Annotated in this window: 25 protein-coding genes; 5 read left to right on the plus strand and 20 right to left on the minus strand. The window is 37.6% G+C overall.

Annotation, left to right across the window (positions count from 1 at the left end):
* From BLR79_RS04125 to BLR79_RS04135, 3 genes are all read left to right on the plus strand, one after another.
* Positions 1 to 313 (plus strand): IS30 family transposase (locus tag BLR79_RS04125; protein ID WP_143338774.1); only part of this gene is annotated, 313 nt, incomplete at its 5' end.
* A 196-nt stretch (positions 314 to 509) separates the two neighbouring features.
* On the plus strand, positions 510 to 1,319 hold the full coding sequence (locus BLR79_RS04130; RefSeq protein WP_092085153.1) for a Cof-type HAD-IIB family hydrolase: 810 nt from the start codon (positions 510 to 512) through the stop codon (positions 1,317 to 1,319).
* Between the two features lie 13 nt (positions 1,320 to 1,332).
* Positions 1,333 to 1,818 carry a nucleoside 2-deoxyribosyltransferase gene (locus BLR79_RS04135; protein WP_180955518.1) on the plus strand — a complete coding sequence of 162 codons (486 nt, stop codon included), beginning with the start codon at positions 1,333 to 1,335 and terminating at the stop codon, positions 1,816 to 1,818.
* Between the two features lie 44 nt (positions 1,819 to 1,862).
* On the opposite strand, the gene BLR79_RS04140 is transcribed toward BLR79_RS04135, so the two are convergent.
* The 6 genes from BLR79_RS04140 to BLR79_RS04165 all read right to left on the minus strand — a co-directional run bounded on the left by BLR79_RS04140 (position 1,863) and on the right by BLR79_RS04165 (position 9,061).
* Entirely contained in the window at positions 1,863 to 2,951 is a 1,089-nt protein-coding gene (locus tag BLR79_RS04140; protein WP_092085157.1) for an iron-containing alcohol dehydrogenase family protein, read from the minus strand.
* Positions 2,952 to 3,170: 219 nt separating this feature from the next.
* Positions 3,171 to 3,668, minus strand: coding sequence for a hypothetical protein (locus BLR79_RS04145; RefSeq protein ID WP_159427590.1), 498 nt, complete (start codon positions 3,666 to 3,668; stop codon positions 3,171 to 3,173).
* Positions 3,665 to 4,006 (minus strand): hypothetical protein, encoded by a 342-nt coding sequence (locus BLR79_RS09180; RefSeq protein WP_092085161.1) that lies wholly within the window; start codon positions 4,004 to 4,006, stop codon positions 3,665 to 3,667. Before BLR79_RS09180 ends, BLR79_RS04145 begins: the two co-directional genes overlap by 4 nt.
* A 62-nt stretch (positions 4,007 to 4,068) precedes the next feature.
* Positions 4,069 to 4,404, minus strand: a complete 336-nt coding sequence (locus tag BLR79_RS04155) for a zinc ribbon domain-containing protein YjdM (protein ID WP_092085163.1) — start codon at positions 4,402 to 4,404, stop codon at positions 4,069 to 4,071.
* 22 nt (positions 4,405 to 4,426) lie between these two features.
* Positions 4,427 to 6,019 carry a type I restriction-modification system subunit M gene (locus tag BLR79_RS04160; RefSeq protein WP_092085165.1) on the minus strand — a complete coding sequence of 531 codons (1,593 nt, stop codon included), beginning with the start codon at positions 6,017 to 6,019 and terminating at the stop codon, positions 4,427 to 4,429.
* 9 nt (positions 6,020 to 6,028) lie between these two features.
* Positions 6,029 to 9,061, minus strand: coding sequence for a type I restriction endonuclease subunit R (locus BLR79_RS04165; RefSeq protein WP_092085167.1), 3,033 nt, complete (start codon positions 9,059 to 9,061; stop codon positions 6,029 to 6,031).
* 304 nt (positions 9,062 to 9,365) lie between these two features.
* Here BLR79_RS04165 and BLR79_RS09300 point away from each other — a divergent pair, with 304 nt between their 5' ends.
* Positions 9,366 to 9,488, plus strand: a complete 123-nt coding sequence (locus BLR79_RS09300; RefSeq protein ID WP_268752927.1) for a hypothetical protein — start codon at positions 9,366 to 9,368, stop codon at positions 9,486 to 9,488.
* Positions 9,489 to 9,502: 14 nt separating this feature from the next.
* Positions 9,503 to 9,772, plus strand: a complete 270-nt coding sequence (locus BLR79_RS04170; protein WP_092085169.1) for a restriction endonuclease subunit S — start codon at positions 9,503 to 9,505, stop codon at positions 9,770 to 9,772.
* 5 nt (positions 9,773 to 9,777) lie between these two features.
* On the opposite strand, the gene BLR79_RS09305 is transcribed toward BLR79_RS04170, so the two are convergent.
* From BLR79_RS09305 to BLR79_RS04240, 14 genes are all read right to left on the minus strand, one after another.
* A complete protein-coding gene (locus BLR79_RS09305) occupies positions 9,778 to 9,915 on the minus strand; it encodes a response regulator transcription factor (protein ID WP_268752930.1) in 138 nt (45 codons plus the stop codon).
* A 374-nt stretch (positions 9,916 to 10,289) separates the two neighbouring features.
* Positions 10,290 to 11,009: an IS1096 element passenger TnpR family protein gene (locus tag BLR79_RS04180; RefSeq protein WP_092085171.1), complete on the minus strand. Its 720-nt coding sequence runs from the start codon at positions 11,007 to 11,009 to the stop codon at positions 10,290 to 10,292.
* A 7-nt stretch (positions 11,010 to 11,016) separates the two neighbouring features.
* Positions 11,017 to 11,895 (minus strand): DUF4300 family protein, encoded by an 879-nt coding sequence (locus tag BLR79_RS04185; RefSeq protein WP_092085174.1) that lies wholly within the window; start codon positions 11,893 to 11,895, stop codon positions 11,017 to 11,019.
* A gap of 54 nt (positions 11,896 to 11,949) precedes the next feature.
* On the minus strand, positions 11,950 to 12,300 hold the full coding sequence (rplS, locus tag BLR79_RS04190) for a 50S ribosomal protein L19 (RefSeq protein ID WP_092085176.1): 351 nt from the start codon (positions 12,298 to 12,300) through the stop codon (positions 11,950 to 11,952).
* Positions 12,301 to 12,425: 125 nt separating this feature from the next.
* Complete coding sequence (locus tag BLR79_RS04195) at positions 12,426 to 13,088, minus strand: ABC transporter permease (RefSeq protein WP_092085178.1); 663 nt, start codon at positions 13,086 to 13,088, stop codon at positions 12,426 to 12,428.
* 1 nt (position 13,089) lies between these two features.
* Complete coding sequence (locus BLR79_RS04200; protein ID WP_234970809.1) at positions 13,090 to 14,028, minus strand: osmoprotectant ABC transporter substrate-binding protein; 939 nt, start codon at positions 14,026 to 14,028, stop codon at positions 13,090 to 13,092.
* 13 nt (positions 14,029 to 14,041) lie between these two features.
* The gene (locus tag BLR79_RS04205; RefSeq protein WP_092085180.1) at positions 14,042 to 14,680 is read right to left on the minus strand and encodes an ABC transporter permease; all 639 of its coding nucleotides are present in this window, start codon (positions 14,678 to 14,680) and stop codon (positions 14,042 to 14,044) included.
* The gene (locus BLR79_RS04210) at positions 14,677 to 15,840 is read right to left on the minus strand and encodes an ABC transporter ATP-binding protein (RefSeq protein WP_092085182.1); all 1,164 of its coding nucleotides are present in this window, start codon (positions 15,838 to 15,840) and stop codon (positions 14,677 to 14,679) included. Before BLR79_RS04210 ends, BLR79_RS04205 begins: the two co-directional genes overlap by 4 nt.
* 12 nt (positions 15,841 to 15,852) lie before the next feature.
* Positions 15,853 to 16,593, minus strand: a complete 741-nt coding sequence (trmD, locus tag BLR79_RS04215) for a tRNA (guanosine(37)-N1)-methyltransferase TrmD (RefSeq protein ID WP_092085206.1) — start codon at positions 16,591 to 16,593, stop codon at positions 15,853 to 15,855.
* Positions 16,583 to 17,110, minus strand: a complete 528-nt coding sequence (gene rimM, locus BLR79_RS04220) for a ribosome maturation factor RimM (protein ID WP_092085184.1) — start codon at positions 17,108 to 17,110, stop codon at positions 16,583 to 16,585. The genes trmD and rimM overlap by 11 nt, the downstream gene beginning before the upstream one ends.
* 146 nt (positions 17,111 to 17,256) lie before the next feature.
* The gene (locus BLR79_RS04225; RefSeq protein WP_092085186.1) at positions 17,257 to 17,505 is read right to left on the minus strand and encodes a KH domain-containing protein; all 249 of its coding nucleotides are present in this window, start codon (positions 17,503 to 17,505) and stop codon (positions 17,257 to 17,259) included.
* A gap of 31 nt (positions 17,506 to 17,536) precedes the next feature.
* Positions 17,537 to 17,800 carry a 30S ribosomal protein S16 gene (gene rpsP / locus BLR79_RS04230; protein WP_092085188.1) on the minus strand — a complete coding sequence of 88 codons (264 nt, stop codon included), beginning with the start codon at positions 17,798 to 17,800 and terminating at the stop codon, positions 17,537 to 17,539.
* 133 nt (positions 17,801 to 17,933) lie between these two features.
* The gene (locus BLR79_RS09035; protein ID WP_159427591.1) at positions 17,934 to 18,038 is read right to left on the minus strand and encodes an LPXTG cell wall anchor domain-containing protein; all 105 of its coding nucleotides are present in this window, start codon (positions 18,036 to 18,038) and stop codon (positions 17,934 to 17,936) included.
* 67 nt (positions 18,039 to 18,105) lie between these two features.
* Positions 18,106 to 19,320: a hypothetical protein gene (locus tag BLR79_RS04240; protein ID WP_092085192.1), complete on the minus strand. Its 1,215-nt coding sequence runs from the start codon at positions 19,318 to 19,320 to the stop codon at positions 18,106 to 18,108.

A 19,320-nucleotide genomic window follows, 5' to 3' on the forward strand; every position in this document is an offset into this window, starting at 1 on the left:
TCAATCTTTCCCCAAAGAAGCTCTCAAAAGTTTCACCTCTGATCGTGGGAAAGAATTTGCTTGTTATTCAGACATCGAACAACAAAACATCGCTTTTTACTTTGCGGATGCTTACAGTGCCTGGCAGAGAGGGACTAACGAGAATTCCAATGGATTACTCAGAGAATTTTTCCCTAAACGCACAGATCTAGCTAAAATTACGGAACATGATCTTTTCAATGCGCTATGGTTGATAAACAATCGACCTAGAAAATGCTTAGATTTTAAAACACCTTTTGAAGTACTCATGCACGAACTCGTTCAGTTAGAATAACTTTTTGTCGCAATAATTATTGCAATTCATCAAAAGAATAAAGTTTTATTTGTGAAATAAAACCTCAAATAAAGAATACCAAAATAAAAGAAGAATTCAATCTTTTTTAAATCTTTCTTTATTGAGTACTTGCATTTAACTACATTTCTTCTACAAAATTCGCTATAATATCATAACGAGACAAGGAGAATTTATTATGAAACAACATTTAATTGCGATTGATTTAGATGGTACGACTTTAAATGATGAATCAAAATTAACCACTAAAACAATCGAGACATTGCGGTTACTTGACCGGATGGGACACAAAGTGTGTATTATTACCGGACGTCCTTTTCGTAATTCAGAAGATATTTATAAAGAACTAAATATTGGCGGTCCGATGGTTAACTTTAACGGCGCTTTGTGTCACATCCCGTATAATCCAGATTGGGTGCCTTATTATCACTTTAATTTGGACCGGGATTTAGCCTTTGATATTTTCCAACGTCAAGAAGAATTTGGAATTGACTTACTGTGTGCGGAAGGGAAAAATGAAATCTTTGCTAGTTCAAGTAATTTACCTAATAGTCCCTTCTATCCTCTTGACCGACAACCTGTACACGGATTTACAAAGGATGAGTTGACTTATAATCCCACCGCGCTGACTTTATTTACTGATATTAACGAACAAGAACCAATTGCTCAAAAGTTGCGTCAAGCCTATGGCGACGACATTGAAGTGCGTACATGGGGAGGTTTTTTACCTTGTTTAGAAGTTGTTCGCGCGGGAGTAAATAAAGCTTTAGGTGTGGAACGAATTGCTCACTTTTATGGCGTCAATCGGAAAAATATTTTAGCCTTTGGAGACGAAGATAATGATATGGAAATGATTGATTACGCCGGACATGGTGTGGCTTTAGCTAACGGAATCCAGCCGTTAAAAGATATTGCTAATGACGTCACTCGTTATACTAATGATGAAGACGGTCTAGCAAAATATTTACAAGAGTACTTCAAATTATAAAGGGAGAATGACAATGAAGAAAATCTACTTTGGTGGTCCTCTATTTTCTGAAAGTGAATTAAACTATAATGCCCAACTGGTTCAAAAAATTCGTGAACGGTTCAAAGGACAAGTTGACGTTTACTTACCTCAAGAAAATGAAGCCATTAACGACAAATCAGGTTACGCCAGTTCCATCGATATTTTTGAAGGAGATGTGGCTTACTTAGATGAATCAGATTTACTGATCGCTCTACTTGATGGTCCCGTCGTTGACCCAGGGCTAGCGGCTGAAATTGGATATTATTATCATTTAGACCGCCCAATTTTAGCCCTTTATAGCGATATGCGTCAAGGGCACTTTAATAACCAACAAAAGATTGATGCGCTAGAAGAAACGGCCGAATCTCAATTTAGTTATATTAACTTGTTTGTCGTCGGAGCGGTTAAAAAGCGAGGTCAAATTGTTAAAACATCCGATCAATTACTTGATGCGATTGACCAGTGGCTCAATGCATAATAAAACGTCCTCCCACCAATCTTGGCGTGAGGACGTTTCATTGTTTATTTTGCTTTTTGATCTAAATAGTCTTCTAATTGTTTCATCGCATTAAATACTTCTTCATGAGTAATATTATCTCGAACAAAGTGCATTGGACTGTGATCTAAACACATTACTTCAATGGCTTTATTTAAATCAGGATGATCAATGGATAAGTTAAAGTCAGCTAAACGGCATGGCAAATCTAGATCGTTATATAAAGCAAGAACTTCATCTACATCAGCCCATTTTTCTTCTAAAGCTAATTGAACTAAAATACCATACCCGACTAAAGTTCCGTGGAGAAACTCTTTGACTTCTGGTAAATGAGTTAACCCGTTATGCACGGCGTGTGCTCCAGCTTGACGGCCATAATAATCCGCGTAACCACCTACACTACCAGCCGTCGCAAAAATGACATCGAGTAAATTGACAAAGGATTGGTTAATGCGTTGAGTGTAAATGGCTTCTAAAGCCTCTTTAGCATCTTTCATAATAAAGTCATAACAAATCTTCATCGCTTGATACCCTAGCTCTAAATTAGGCGTACGCTCCATTGATTCTAATTGAATACTTCCTTCGTACCATTTAGCTAGCGTATCCGTTAATCCAGCTAAAAAGAACTTCGCATCGGCTTTAATTAACACCCGGGGATCAACGATCACCGCTCTAGCACAGCGCGTAAATTCATAAAAATCAATATATTCCCCGTCTTCTGTATAAACAACAGATAAAGGCGCCCACGCTGCACATGTTGCAGCAATCGTTGGAATTTGAACAAAGTCGATATCTATTTTATTAGCAACAAGTTTAATGACGTCCATCGTCTTACCACCACCAATGCCTACAATGGCATCGACGTTATGCTCTTTAGCTAATTCAGTTAGACGGTCTCCTTCTTCAAAGCTACATTCGCCGTTAAATTCAGTAAAGGTCGCTTCTACCGCTTCGAAGCGTTTAGGTAAATAACTCTCTACTGAGTAAAAACCACCTGGGTCAATGACACATAAAACCCGTTCTAAACCTAAATCGAGTAAAAATTGATCGAGCTTTTCTAGTAGTCCTGTCTCGTTAAAATAGCTTTGAACACCGGGTCTTACTTTATATTCCATTAACCTCACCTTTTCATTGATCTTTCTGTTTTCTAATAGTCTAACGATTATTCTAGGCGATGTCAAATGATTATCATTTATTTTTAATATAAATATTCATTCACTAAACTATTAAAATAACCTATTATAAACCAATATCACCCCATAAAGCATCAATTTGATCACAGTGCGCCTGAGATAAATGAGGACGATGAAGTAGTAATTCATCTTTTTTACGTTTCATCCGGTTAGGGTACCGTTATGAGTTTTTAACTTAGCGGCTTCTTCTTGTTCTTCGTTAAAGTACTTATCAATAAAATGAGTAATACTTTCATCAAAGACATCACTCAAGTCACTTTCACTTAATTCTTCCACAACACCGTCCCGTCTAGCACCGACTTCTAGTTTAAAAGGTAAATGATACTTCTTTGTCAGTGTCACCAATTCATTTAATACCTTCGTATGATCATCAATTGCTTTAAAATAAGTGTCTGGATTGATAGTGGAATTGATGCGATTAATTAATCTTTCTTGTTGTTTAGATAGCTGGTCGATGTATTGAAGTAATTCTTTCTTTTCACGGGAAGTCAGCGACCTTTTTATTGTCTTTGTTTGAATCATGGGCTTTCGGTTATGACGATAAATAATAAAGGCTAAAAGAAGTCCTACAATAATAACAGAACTCATCGTGTCTTTTCTTACACCGAGCAATAAGATGCCAAGCCATGCGTAGCTCACGGCTTACGATGAATCGTTTTTGTTTCTTCAATATAAAAAGCGTCTTTACTATTCATCGCGATTGAACTTTGACTGACTTCCTTAACCGCTTGTGATTTAGACAATCGATCTGGCTGAACTGTTTTCTTTTGAGAAGAACTCCCTTTAGTCGACAACGGATCAAAAGTCGTCTTGTAATAGACTTTATTATAAGCAGCTCGTTTAGGATTATTAATCCACCCCATGCCTTTTTTACCGTAAAGTGGATTGACAGTCCGTTTTGCTTTTCTTTTCAACTGGCCTGTTGTTCGGGCTTTGAAACGCTTTTTATAGTTAGGTATTCTCGGAACAAATTTCAAAAAATAACCTCTTTTCTACAAAAACAGCCTAGAATTGACTGAATCATTTCTAGGCTCATTTTTTACTTCTTAACTACACTTGATTTCAAATAGACCGTTCCAATGCCGTCAATACGACCTTGAATGTCGTGTCCATTCATCTCCACATCTAAAATTTGAACATTTTTAGCTTTCGTTCCTTGTTTAATAGTATCTTTACCCATCTTCAAATCACGAATGACAACCACTTCATCGCCGTCTTCTAAAGGATTACCGTTAGAATCACGAATCACAGACGCTTCTTCAGCAGCTTGTTGATCTTCTGCTGTCCATTCATTAAAGCACATCGGACAAATAAATAAATTCCCTTCTTGATACGTTGCATCCGCCCCACATTGCGGACATGCTGGTAATGACATGTAGGTTCCTCTTTTCTTTAATTTATAAATCGCGACCAAACATACGTTTAGTTGCTTCGATAATTTCTTTAGAATCTTCAGTGACTTCTAATTGATCAACCATGGCTAAAAAGTCAGCTTCTGCTTGTTCAATTTGTTTATTTAACTCAACCATTTCTTCGCTTAAAGCAACAATGTCAATGGGCTCTTCTTCTTCAAAAGTATCTACATAGCGCGGAATATTTAAGTTAAAGTCATTTTCTTTAATTTCTTCAAAACTTGCTAGATGGGCGTACTTTTCAACGTCTTCACGATTTAAGTAAGTTTCCACAATTTTTTGGATGTGTTCTTCAGTTAAATGGTTTTGTGTCTTCTTACGTTCAAATTCGCTTGAAGCATCAATAAACATCACATCACGATTAGGATTATTTTTCTTTAAAATAATAATCGTAGTTGGAATACTTGTGTTATAAAAAAGATCTGCTGGTAATCCAATTACCGCATCAATTGACCCATCTTCTAACAGTTTTTGACGAATTGTCGCTTCGGCTCCTCCTCTAAATAGGACACCATGAGGTAAAACAATTGCCATCGCCCCATCTTCCTTTAAGTGAAAGAATCCATGGAGTAGAAAAGCCATATCTGCACGAGATTTTGGTGCTAACTTTCCATAAGGGCTAAACCGTGGGTCATCTAAAAAGGCCGGATTGGCTGTCCATCGAGCAGAATATGGCGGGTTCATCATGACCGCGTCAAAGTTTGTTGGCTCATCCACTGGCCAGTCTGCGTCTAAGGTGTCGCCATTTTTCAAATGTTGGTTAGGAACGGGCACGTCGTGTAAGATCATATTCATTCGCGCCAAATTATAAGTAGACGTATTGATTTCTTGTCCAAAATAACCAATTTGATGAGGGTAATTATTATGATCCTTCACCCGTAACATTAAAGCGCCTGACCCCATTGTCGGGTCAAAAACTGTAAAGCCGCTTTTATCTTCTTTGCCGTGAGTTACAATACGAGTCATTAATTCAGAAACAGGTTGTGGCGTATAGAATTCTCCTGCTTTACTTCCAGACTCTTTAGCAAACATTCCAATTAAGTACTCATAAGCATCTCCTAAAACATCTCCTTGATGCTCAGCCATGTTCACTTGATCAAGTTGCTTCATTACATCTTGAATCTTACTACTTTGGGCATGAGGACTACTTCCTAAACGGTTAGAGTACAAATCAATATCATCAAATAACCCTGCGAAAATTTCATTGGATTGTTCCACGTTTCTAAAAGCTTGTTCTAGCGATTCTCGCTGGAAAGTATTTTGATGAACCTCTTGCATCAAAGCAGTATACGTTAATTCCGGTTCAATCACGTAACCAAATCGATCCATTAACTCTGCTTTCAAATCTTCAGCAATCTCTGGATCATGGTACGCCTCTTCGTAAATTTGTTGAGCTTTTTCTAAATCAGTCGTTGGTTCATCAATTAATTCGGAAACGTCTTCTAACATATTATCTGATAAATATTTATAGAAGATTAATCCTAATAAATAATCTTTATAGTCATTGGCGTTCATCGTTGAACGCAGTACGTTGGCAGATTCCCATAATACGTTGTTAATTGTTTTTCCTGGTAACATGTCTTCCTCCTAAATTTGATATGGATATAATTCTTTTTCAACCATATCGGCGATCTCCTCACGAATCACACGATAGGCGCGGAGTTTAGCTAATGGCTTTTCAGTTCGTTCTTTATAAGCTTCGTAGTCCATACTTTCTCTTGGATCAAAATGAGGTCTTTCTTTTTGATCAGGATGATATTGACGGACGTAGTTCATTACATCCGGTTTATTTAAAGCATAACTTTCAGATAGATCACTAATAATCATTTGACGATGCTCATAAGCTCTTTGTTGGAATAATTGCATTAAATCCTGTCCCACTAGAGCTTGCGGATTTTCTTTTAATTCTTTCAAAATTTCTTTAACCAGTTCTGCTAATTGTGGACGAGATGCTTCTAACTCTTCAATATGTTTAGAAATTTCTTCTTCTTGCTTCTGGTTCATTCCAAGAACCGACTCATCTGAAGTCTGAGGGACGAAACTTTGTAGTAGATTTAAAATATATTCATAATTTATTTCTGCTACATGGACACTTTGTAACTCATATTCAATATCAATATAAATATCCTCGGCTTCATCTTTAGTTCTTAGAACTTCAAGTACGTTAACATACTTTCCATGATATGCCTCAACTTCTTCTTCGCTAATATGAAACACTTCTTGCATCATTTCGGGCTCAAACTCATCGTATACTTGAATTGCAGCAAGGTGTTTATCTAGTTGTTGGAAAGCTTTCGCAAACTTTTTAAGCTCTACTTCATCCATATGTTCAATATAAAAATCGCTAGCTGGCGCGATTTGTCGCAATTCTTGAACCGCTTCAAGTAAACACGCTTTCGTTTCTTCCCAAGTAGGTGCTAATACATCATTTTCCCCACCGTTAGAATAAAGAAAAAGAGCTTCTTTAATTTTTTCTTGATATATCTCAGGCGTGCGCATGGTCACAATTTGACCGTATTTCTTATCTGCTTCGTATAAACGGTTTGTTCTAGACAATGCTTGAACTAATGCATGAGGCGGTTGTGGCGGACGGTCAATAAATAAAGTGGATAATGTGGGTGCATCAAACCCAGTTAAGAGTCTATCAACAACAATGACAATATCCAACTGTTCATCACGGCGCTTATACCTTGATGCTTTTCGAGCTAAACGTTGGTTTAAGTTTTGATTATAGCTTGAAATTGTTTCCAGCGTAAAGTTTGTTCCAAACATTTCATTATAGTCAGCAATTGATTGCTTCATCTTTTCCTGGTTATCAACAGAAGCTTCTTCGTTTTCGGAAATCGAATAAGTAATTGCTACTTTAGGAAAATCTGATAAATAGCGTTTAATTGACTCTTTGACTTTAATAGGTGCTGTTCCATTTTTTACTTGTTGAAACATTTCGTAATAACGTTGAGCTTGAGCAATAGAAGTTGTTGTCAATAAACCTGAGTAAGATCGACCTTCTCCTTTTCTAACTCCTAACAGATGGCCTGATTTATTAACAATATAATCCACTACTTGCCACATATAATCATCCGTTTCGAAGACTTCTCTTGGCAGTAGCTGTTCTTTTTCTAAAGCAGTTAACTCATCTAAATTAAGGTCAGGGTTAAATTCTTCTAGAAAATGATCTCTTTCCCATTCGTTAATAAAGTTTAAATAATGAATTTGGAATCCTAAAACGTTTTTGTCATGAATGGCTTCTTTTACAGTGTACTGATGCAGTAGTTGTGTATATTGTTCTTTTGTTGTTCGAGCTAAATTCCCTATCGCGTCTCGAGCGTTTTCAGCAAAAATTGGTGTTCCAGTAAACCCGAACCACATTGTGTTTTGTTTGAAAAAACGATTAATTTCATCTTGCTTTTGCGGAGTCACTGCTCGGTGAGCTTCGTCTACAACAAAAGCAATGCGTTTATTAGTTATCAATTCTTTTGTTTTGCTATCTTCTTCTAAACGACGCATCACATGATTTAACTTTTGAATGGTTGTTACAATGACACTGCGGTCGTTGGACTTTAACTTACGAATCAGTTCCGATACGTTGGCTGTTGAATCGATCTCTGTCTTATCAAAGGCTGCATAAGACTCAAAAGAGCTAGTAGTCTGTTGGTCTAAATCCACACGGTCAACGATAAACACACTTTTATCTACAGATGGAATCTCATAGAGATTCCCTGCTGTTTTATAAGATGTGAGTGTCTTTCCGGATCCAGTTGTATGCCACACATAGCCTGACTCCCGATTTCGAGACGCTTGTTGAATAGCTTCGATCGCATGAATTTGATACGGACGAAGCAGTAAAATATTTTTAGATGACTCATCAATCACTGAATAGTGAGCAACCATTTTATGAGCTTGAGGAATAGATAGTACTTCTTTAGCGAAGGCTAGATAATTATTCACCGGCTTATTATCTACATCTACCCAAGTTGTTAGAAAGGTTTCTCTTAAGTTATCTCCTAAAGCTGCTGCAATGTAGCGCGTATCTGTTCCATTAGTAACAACAAACATTTGAACCGATGAAAAAATCCCCTTCATCTTTCCTTCAGATTGATATTTTTTAATTTGGCGAAAAGCTTCCATATAACTTACGGCAGCACTTTTTAATTCAATATGAATCATTGGCAAGCCGTTAATCAGTAAGGTCACATCAAAACGACGGTTTCGATCCATTCCGTCCATCTTATCTGCTTCGTATTGGCTAATGACCTCATAAGAAGAACGTCCTCCAGCAATATTGTTAGAGTTCATAACTTCTAAATATACATCCCCTTGAGTAGCATCTTTGCGCTGAACTTTTACTCGAGCAACACCGTTTTCCCCGCGCATCCAACCGGCTGCTTCATACGGGTTCGCAAACGTTAATTTGTTTCGTACTTGATTAAATTCCGCATCCGTTAACGGTTTACCATCTAAACGAGCTAAGTTGTTTTGATTGATTTTTTCTCTTACATTGTTCCACAAGTCTTCTTGAGTTTTTAAATCATCTCGTCTTGTCCATTGAGATGTACTTTTAGTGAGTTGATCAATGAGTTTTGCTTCCAACTCAGATTCTCTTGTAAAGGCAATCGACATATTCTTTCCTCCACTATTACTGTTTCACATCAATAGTTGTTCTTCATTAGTTTATCATAATTTATGTAGAAATACGGGATTTATCAATAAAAACATCATTAGTCTTCGATTTTGCTTAGTTAAATGCAAACGTTTAAAAAGGTCGCACCTCCACTACCTTTCAGTTTCAGTGTTTGATTAACAATATCGTTTCACATCAAAAACTTAATAACAAATGGAACTAAACTGGCTAAATCAACTACTGCTCAGTAGTAAGTGTGTAGAACATATAGAATGGTATTAAAATACACGAGATCTAAAAAGTATGATACTAGTGAAGAAAATTGAAGGTTCGGATGATTGGCAACAGGAAAAGTTGGAAAATTTAGCAAAATATAGAAGAGGTTCATTCCCTCAGCCTTACGGTAACCCTGAATGGTATGACTGAGTAGCCTAGATAAAATGATTACTCTAAACCAAGAAAAGTTGGAGAAGCTACAAAAATTGAAAATTGAGCTTCTGCATAATTTGTTTGTAAAAAATAGAAAAAATCAACCTAAAATACGTCTAGAAAACTTTTTTGATGATTGGGTAACACTTAAATTAGGGGATGTTGCTCCTTTGCGCGGAGGATATGCTTTTAAAAGTGCTAAATTTAAAGAAGTAGGAACACCTATTATTCGCATTTCAAACATAACAGATAATGGAAATATAAGAGGTGACTATGTTTAGGGTTTTTACATAACAGGATCAATGTAACCTAAGTCCATGGCTTTGTTGTACGCCTCTAAGGCGTTAGTGACGTCAAGTTTATCATAAATATTCGCGATATGATTATACAAAGTTCGTTCGCTAATAAATAACTGTTTAGCGATGTCTTTTTAGTGGTTCCTTTAATCAATTCATTCAATACTTGCCTTTCCCGATCAGTTAAGGGGTCTTGGACGGCCGGACGTTGCTTTACAGCGCACCCTTCAAAGACTGATTTTAAACGGCAAACTAATTCATCAATTTCTACCGACTTATTAATAAAGTCTTTAGCTCCCATTCCATAAGCCACTTCTTTGTAATGAATTAAATCATAAGTTTTTACTCATATTATTGATTGTTATAGCCTTCATCTTCAACACTCCATTCTTTAAAAGCTCTTACCTTACATCTTTATTATATAAAGCTAGCCATAAATCCACATGAGTAAAAACTGCACAAAAAAACTTGAGACTGGGTTTTATGTCTCAAGTTCACTACTTTATTTATTTGTTTTTTGCCATTGGAATTCTAATGATTCACTAACGTCTTCTTGCATCATTTTTAGGTTAAATTTCCTTAATGAAGCATCCGCCTCGTAAGCTTGAGATAAGCTTTCTATGCCACCAATGTCTTCAAGGATTCCTTCGCCTCGTCCTCTAATAATCTTTAAATAAGTGGGATCTGCGTTAGACGTTGCCGGTTCAATAGCTTCTACATCTAAGCGAATACGCCAGTCATCTCCATAGTCATAATGAAATTCTAAGCAATCCTTATACCTTAAATTTAATGTCTCTAAGGAGTCGAGGGGGTTATTTTTCTTAACTCCTCTTAACTCCAAAGCATCCATAAAGCTACCCATTTCATAACCACATTCATAATCATCTTCAAATTCATCCTCATCGGGGAAATAGCTACCAAATTTCTCGTAAAAAACATTAAATACTGATTCTTTAAAATTTGGACGATAAATTTGAACAAACAAATAATTATCCCGCGGCACAGGTTTAGTTAATTTATCTTCTTCATTTAAATGTTTTTGGACAAAGTCATTCACTTTCGTTGGAATTTCTAAATGGTATAAGTGTCTGCCATCCATTCTATACATCATCATTAAAGCATCCATAAACGATTGAATACTCATTGTGCCATACACTTCAAAACGGCGCCATACTCTAGGTTTTGATCCCATTAATTCGGAAACAAACGTGATCTTCTTCATCAAGCCACTACTCCTTTTCTAAATCATGACGATATTCGTCTAGTTCAACAAACTTTCCATTATTCATAATAAACGGTTTAGATGTGGTCTCGTCACTGTAATGCTCATATTTAGTGTACAAGTATTCATAACAATCTTCCACTGTTTTAAATTTAATAGCTTGGTAAGGTTCTAAAAAAGAGAGCTTTTCGACAAATAAATAGCCTTCTTCATCGGGAACGAGAACTCCGCTGTGACCGACAAAAAGTTGGTCACCATCTAAATCATCATGAATAACGACTGAAATTAACCGCGCGTTGTCGTTAAAGGTCATGTCTTTCCAAAATTCTTCCATTATTTTCCCATGAACTGCTGGATCCACACTTGGTTTGGTCTCTGTGGCAGAAAAGAGTGTTTTAAATGCTTCTAGTTCTTCTTCGCTAAAGATCTCTCCCTGTTTATCGGCATCTAGATCCATCACTAAAATCTCATCGTCACCTTGAGGTGCATCAATTTGGATATCCTGTTTTAAAAGCAAATAAGCATTGATACGGCAATTGGTTCCAATGAAATCATCGTGTCTCGTCTTCCATAAATCATCCAAAACCACTTCATCATATTCTGGTTGAGCGATAAATTTAAATCCTTCGTGTAAATTGGCTTTAGCCATCGTGTCATTATATTCTTTGACGTACTCCATAAAACGATCGACCGAGTCTGAATGGAGTACCTTTTTTAATGTGTCAGCTACTTCATCAAACGTTTCTTGATCACTCATATTCGATAGTAAAATGGTTGAAGTTTCACTTTCTTGACTGACCGGCGCTTCTTGAACTGTTTCACCGGACGGTGCCCCGCAGCCAGCCAGTAGCGAAGTTAACAAGAACGCTGCTAGTAATTTACGCATTGACTTCTTCCTTTCAAAGCAAAAAATCCCAACCTTGCGGCTGGGATAGATTGATTAGTATTGTGTACGTTCTTTGATACGTGCAGCACGTCCTGATAGGGCGCGGATGTAGTATAATTTTGCACGGCGTACTTTACCTTGACGAGTCACTTCGATCTTAGCAACACGTGGTGTGTGAATTGGGAATGTACGTTCAACCCCAACACCGTTAGAAATTTTACGAACAGTAAATGTTTCGCTAATTCCTTGACCACGACGTTTAATAACTAAACCTTCGAAGATCTGAACACGCTCACGGTCACCTTCGACGATTAAAGCGTGTACACGAACGTTATCACCAGGGCGGAACTCTGGAATATCGTTACGTAATTGACTTTCGGTAATTTTAGCAATTAATGGATTCATCAATTTTTCTCCTCTCGACTAATATTCTTAAATAAAAGATTATTTAGCGGAATATTGTGATTTACAAGGTCTTTCGACCACTTTTGTTATTATAACGAACCTTTTGTAGAAAGTAAAGACTTTTATTACTTAATTTTTGTCGGCTGAACCGTTAGACGGCGCTCAACAAACTCTAGTCCAATATCAACCGCCATCGCCATAATAGCCGTAGGAACAGCTCCAGCTAGCACAATCGCCCCACCGTCAGTTACGTTTGTTCCTCGTAAAATAATATCTCCTAATCCCCCGGCTCCAATAAAGGAACCAATCGCGGTAATTCCTACCCCCATCACTAAAGCGTTACGAATCCCGGCCATAATAACGGATAAGGATAAAGGTAGTTCAACATAACGAAGACGTTGCCATTTGTTCATCCCCACACCGGTTGCTGCATCCAATAAATCAGGTGGTAAATTAAGCATGCCTATATAAGTGTTTTTAATAATCGGAAGTAAAGAGTAAATAAGCACCGTTACAATCACCGTATTGGCTCCTAACCCCATTCCAATCATTAAAAGAGATAACATGGCTAAAGAAGGGATGGTTTGTAAAATGTTGGCTAGGGAAATAACCCAACTGCTTAAGCGTTTGTTTTTAGCAATAAAAATACCAATCGGGATTCCGATAACAATCGCACATAGCACCCCGTAAATCGACATTAAAAAGTGACGCCAAAACTCACTTAAAATGTAACTACCGTTTTGTTGTAAATAGTAGATAAATTTCTCCCATAAGGATAAGTCTGCCATCTTATTGACCTCCTCTTAAATAGTCGCGTTCTTTTAAGAATTGTTTAGCGACTAAACTTGGTTCTTCTAAATTGTGGTCGGATTGATAGTTTAACTGTTGCATCGTTTGTGTATCAGTCGCTCCTTCGAAACGTTCTAAAACAGGAATAACGTCAGGATACTTTTCTAACGCTTCTTTACTCATAATAATGACTGCTTCATAGGCTGGGAAGAATTGTAGGTCATCTTCGACGACAGTTAAATCATAACTTGCGATCCGTCCATCGGTTGTATATCCAACAACGGTCTCCATCTTCCCTTCAACTAAGGCATCATACACTAAACTCACTGACATAGGGTAAATAGACCCAAAGGAGTAACCATAAGTTTCTACAAAGTCTTTGTAACCATCTCCGTCACGGTCGACCCAGTCGTTTGGAAACCCTGCGCGCATTGTTTGAGCCATGTCTTTAAAGCTACTTAAATTTTGAATGTTATGTTCTTTTTCAAACTCTTTTGTAATTAAAAAGGCATAGGAGTTCTCAAAGCCGTAGGAATTAAAAACTTTATAACCAAAACGCTTTTGGAACTCATCTTTTACTACTCTAAACGCTTCTTCTGGATCGGTAATCGCTTCCATTTGTAAAGTAGCCGCGACCTCTGTTCCCGTAAAACGAGCAGCTGAAATATCCACGTCACCGGCGACCATCGCTTGGTGAGCCATTAAAGAGGTTCCTAAGTTTTTTAAAACGACGGCTTCATGATCTGTTTCTCGTTCGATCATAATGCGGATCATTTCTGCTAAAATTTGTGATTCCGTTGTTTCCATCGCGTTGATGCGAATCGTATTAACCGAAGAAGTTCCTTTTAAGCCTGGAAATCCACATCCTGCAAGCAGCATAACGATACTAGCGATCATTAAAAGGCGAGGAAGGGAATGTTTTTTAAACCATTGTTTCATTATATTTCCTCCTTTAAACTGCTTCTTGAGCGCTGGTTTGTGGGGTGAGCCGTTCTTCTAGTTTACCTAGAATTTGGTCAATCACAACAGCCATAATCGTTACTGGAATCGTTCCTGCCAAAATCAGATCCACTCTAAATAACGTCAAACCATTAAAAATAAAATCCCCTAGCCCGCCGGCTCCAATATAAGCGGCTAAAGTAGTCCATGCTAAAACGTAAGTCATTGATAAGCGGATGCCACTCATAATAACCGGAACCGCCATGGGTACTTCAAGTTGAGCGATAGATTCATAGGGCGTCATCCCCATTCCTTTAGCGGCATCTTTTAACGTACTAGAGACTTGTTCTATCCCGACGTAAGTGTTTCTTAAAATAGGAAGGAGTGAGTAAATAAATAACGCGACAACCGCCGGCTTTTTACCGACTCCTAGAAAAGGAATCATAAAACTTAATAAAGCTAGTGTTGGGATCGTCTGTAAGATACTCGCTACTGCAATAATTCCTTTAGAAACCCGAGGAATACGAGTAAGTAAAATACCTAAGGGAACAGCCACCAAGGTACCTAACCCCATCGCAGCCAGTGCGATAAATAAGTGCTCGCCAATTTTAACGATCAATTCTTGACCGTATTGTTGGATAAAAGTGCTCATTCATCACTCACCTCCACAGCAGTTTCTAAAGCGTCTGTGGATTGATTACCCCAAATTGCGTCATAAACAATATCAACTAAAGTTGAACGGGTTACAATTCCTACTAATTTATTTTTGTCATCAACAATTGGAATATAAGCATAACTGCGGTTTAAAATCAGTTCAATAGATTCACGAATTAAGGCATTTTCGTTTAAAGCGTAAATATTCGAACGATACACATCAGAAACGCTCGTTGCTTGATGGAACATATTTTGAACCTTTTGAACGTCTACCATTCCCTTTAAGTGGTAACCATTATCGACTACCAGTAAGGTGTCCACTCGTTTGTGGTACATCACTTCTAAAGCTTCCGTTAACGATTGGTCAATACGAATCGTAATCGGTTCGGGGTTCATTACTTCTTTAATGTATTTAACGTCTTGTTTTGGTTGGATTAAGCGGTCTGGTCCTAAGAAATCTTCCACAAACTGGTTGGCTGGATTTCTAACTAATTCATCCGGTGTTGCGACTTGGACAATTTTACCGTGATCCATCACAACAATTCGAGTGGCGAGCTTTAACGCTTCATCCATATCATGAGTTACAAAAACAAACGTCTTACCCAATTCTTCTTGTAAATGTTTAACTAAATCTTGTAAAGCTAAACGAGTAATGGGGTCTAATGCGCCAAAGGGTTCGTCCATTAAAATAATATCTTGGTCAGCTGCTAGAGCGCGCACTACCCCAATCCGTTGTTGTTGCCCACCGGATAATTGAGACGGATAGCGATCTAAAAACTCTTCCGGGAGTTCAGCCATGCGAATCATTTTTTTGGCGATTTTATCTTTTTCTTCTTCGCTCCAATTTAGTAATTTTGGAACAAGAGTGATGTTTTCTTTAATGGTCATATGAGGCATTAAGCCTACGTTTTGAATAACGTATCCAATGGAACGACGTAACTCCACAGGATCTTGATCCATAATATCAACACCATTAATTAAAATTTGTCCTTCAGTCAACTCTTCCATGCGGTTAATCATACGCATTGTCGTGGTCTTACCTGAACCAGAAGTTCCGATAAAACAAACAAATTCTCCGGGTTCGATCGTTAAATTAAAATCATCCACCGCGTGCTTTGTGCCGCTATAAATTTTCGAGACGTGTTTTAGTTCAATCATTTGATAGCTCCTTTACTCTTTATCCACTTCAAAGGTTGCTTCTTGAAGCGTTTTCAAAATTGCTTGTTCTTCTTGGGTCAACTCGGCCTTTTCTAAAAGGTCAGGTCGTTTCAATAAGGTTTTACGTAAGCTTTCTGTTATTTGCCATTGGCGAATCTTTTCGTGATGTCCGCTAAATAACACTTCCGGTACTTCTAACCCTTCAAATTCACGAGGACGAGTATACTGTGGGTGTTCTAATAAGTGACGTTGGTGGGATTCGTCGACAATGGAATGCTCGTTACCGACAACTTCAGGTAAAAGTCTTACCGTCGCATCAATCATGACCATCGTTGGTAATTCGCCGTTTGTTAAGACATAGTCTCCTAAAGATACTTCGTCTGTGACGTAATGTCTGACCCGATCATCAAATCCTTCATAATGACCGCAAATAAATACGAGTTGTTCTTCTTTAGCCCATTCATTAGCCATCTGTTGGGTAAAAGGTTCACCGGTTGGATCCACTAAAATAATTCGAGCGGATTCTTTCGGCTTAATATGACGTAACATATCGACAATGGGAGCTACTTGTAGAAGCATCCCAGCACCACCGCCATAAGGGTAATCATCCACATGACCATGTTTGTTGGTCGCAAACTGTCTAAAATTATGCAATCTAAAATCAATCAGCTCTTTATCTTGAGCAATGCCCATTAATGACACGGACATGGGAGTGAACATATCTGGAAAAAGAGTCAATACATCAATTCGCATCATCAATCAACCCTTCCATCAATTCAATGATCACTTCCTCGTCATTTAAATTGACTTCTTTTACGACATCTTCAATATAAGGGATTAAAGCATCATCTTTTCCAGCTTCTTGACGTTTAACAACCCAAACATCATTAGGTCCTAAAACGATGATATCTTTAATCGTTCCAATTGTCTCGCCGTCGGTCGTTTTGACGGTTAAACCGATAATATCAACATGGTAAAACTCATGATCGTCTAACTCTTCGCGGTCATCGGATTCAATCGCGAGCCATTTATTTTTGAACGGTTCCACTTCTTCAATCCGGTCATAACCCTTTAAATGGATAATATAAGTTCCTTTATTGAGTCTAGATTGTTCCACTTCAACGTGAGCTTCCACGTGGTTTTTATTTAAAACAACCAGTTCACTGCCAGGTTGAAAACGCTCCTCAGCAAAATCCGTTTCAGCAATAACTTTAATGTCGCCTCGAATACCAAAGGTATTAACAATGCGAGCTACGCGTGCGTACTTCATGTATTCACTCCTTTTAAGATGATTATAACTTTTCACTCTACTCTTTAAGAATACCAAACATAACACCTATTAGTCCAAGAACACCACTATTTAAAAGAAAAAGCAACCTCTTAAATAAGAAGTTGCTTTAGATGTTTCTTGAACAATTACGCTTTGTCGTCTTCAATAATTAAGCGAGTTCGCTTGCCATTATCTGACTTTGCGCTATAGACAATCGTGCGGATCGCACGAGCTACACGGCCTCGACGACCGATGACACGCCCAACATCTTCTTGATGAAGCGTTAAGCGGTATTCATTGAACTGATCTGTTTCGTTTAAATCCAACTTAACTTGTTCTGGATATTCTACGAGTGGTTCAACGATTGTTTCAATTAACGAACGAACTGTTGACATTGATTGTCACCCTCATTCTTCATTTAATGAATTATTTACTTTCGTGGAATTTTTGCATAATTCCTTGTTTTGAGAATAAGTTACGTACTGTATCAGATGGCTGTGCACCGTTACCTAACCATTTTAATGCTTTCTCTTCAGAAATTTCTACAGTTTCTGGTTGAGTTAGCGGGTTGTAAGTACCTACTTGCTCGATAATACGACCATCACGCTTTGAACGTGAATCTGCTACTACAATACGGTAAAAAGGTGTCTTTTTAGCACCCATGCGTTTTAAACGAATTTTAACTGCCATGTTTAAATTCCTCCTATAAGTTTAAGTAAATTTATTTGATTCATTTTCGAATACTTTAGTAGTATATCAAAATAAAAAGAGCGTGTAAAGCTTTTTTACTTTACACGCTGAAAAATGTTGTTATTTAAGAAAATTAATCTTCACGACGGCGGTATCCAACTAAGCCTAAACCAGCTAGAACCGAAACTGCAGCTGTTCCAAATAAAGCAAAGTTTTCTGCTTCACCTGTACTTGGCAAGTTTGATTCTTCGCGAGATGTTTCTTTCTTAACAGATACTTCTTTAGAAGATTTTTCTTCTTCAGATTTATCTGCTTCTGGTTTTTCCTCTTGAGGTTTTTTCAGCCTCAGGTTTTTGCGGTGTTTCAGGTTTTTGTGGTGTTTCCGCTTCAGCAGAGTCTACTTTAACCACTTTGTATAACCATTGAACCGCACCTGTTTCTTCATCAACAATACGTTCGTAGTCATAAACTACATAGCCTTCTTCTTTTAAGTAACCTAAGTGTGTACTTAAAGTATGGTAGATATTATCTTCAGAAGGATCAAAGAAGTCGTATAACTCTTTAATGACGTTACCGTCTTTATCAACGACAACAATGTGTCCTGAGTGAATTACATCTTTGTCTTCATGGTGCTCAGGTTTTTGTGGTGTTTCTGTTTCAGCAGAATCTGCTTTAACTACTTTGTATAACCATTGAACCGCACCTGTTTCTTCATCAACAGTACGTTCATAGTCATAAACTGCATAACCTTCTTCTTTTAAGTAACCTAAGTGGGTACTTAAAGCGTGGTAGATATTATCTTCAGATGGGTCAAAGAAGTCGTATAACTCTTTAATAACGTTACCGTCTTTATCAACCACGACAATATGTCCTGAGTGAAGGACGTCTTTGTCTTCATTGTGTTCAGGCGTTTGTGGAGCGTTCGTATCAGCTTTAACGACTTGGTAAACCCATTTAACTGCTCCAGTCTCTTCATCGACGACACGTTCGTAGTTATGAACTGTATAACCTTCTTCTTCTAAGTAACCTAAGTGGGTACTCAAAGCATGGTAGATGTTGTCTTCAGATGAGTCAAAGAAGTCGTATAATTCGTTAACAATGTTACCGTCTTTATCAACAGCAACGATGTGTCCTGAATGAATCACTTCTGCTTCTTCATCTTCATCAACTTCTGGTGTTTCTGGCGTTTCAGGAGTTTCTGTTTCTCCTACTTCTTCTTTGACAACTTTATATAACCAGCTTACTGAGCCAGTTTCTTCGTCTACTGCACGTTCATAGTCATATACTTTATAGCCGTCTTCTTTTAGTCCTGATAAGTAAGTGTTTAATAGATCGACGATATTTTGTTCAGATGAGTCAGTAAAGTCATATAACTCTTCGGTAATATTACCGTCTTTATCAACCACTACGATGTGACCTGAGTGGTTAACCACTTCTTGCAGTTCATCTTTAACACTTTCAAATGTGTAGATGAATGTATCTCCGACACGTTGGCTATCAACAAATTTGTATTGATCCAC

The sequence above is a fragment of the Dolosicoccus paucivorans genome (assembly GCF_900100125.1).
Classification (GTDB): domain Bacteria; phylum Bacillota; class Bacilli; order Lactobacillales; family Aerococcaceae; genus Dolosicoccus; species Dolosicoccus paucivorans.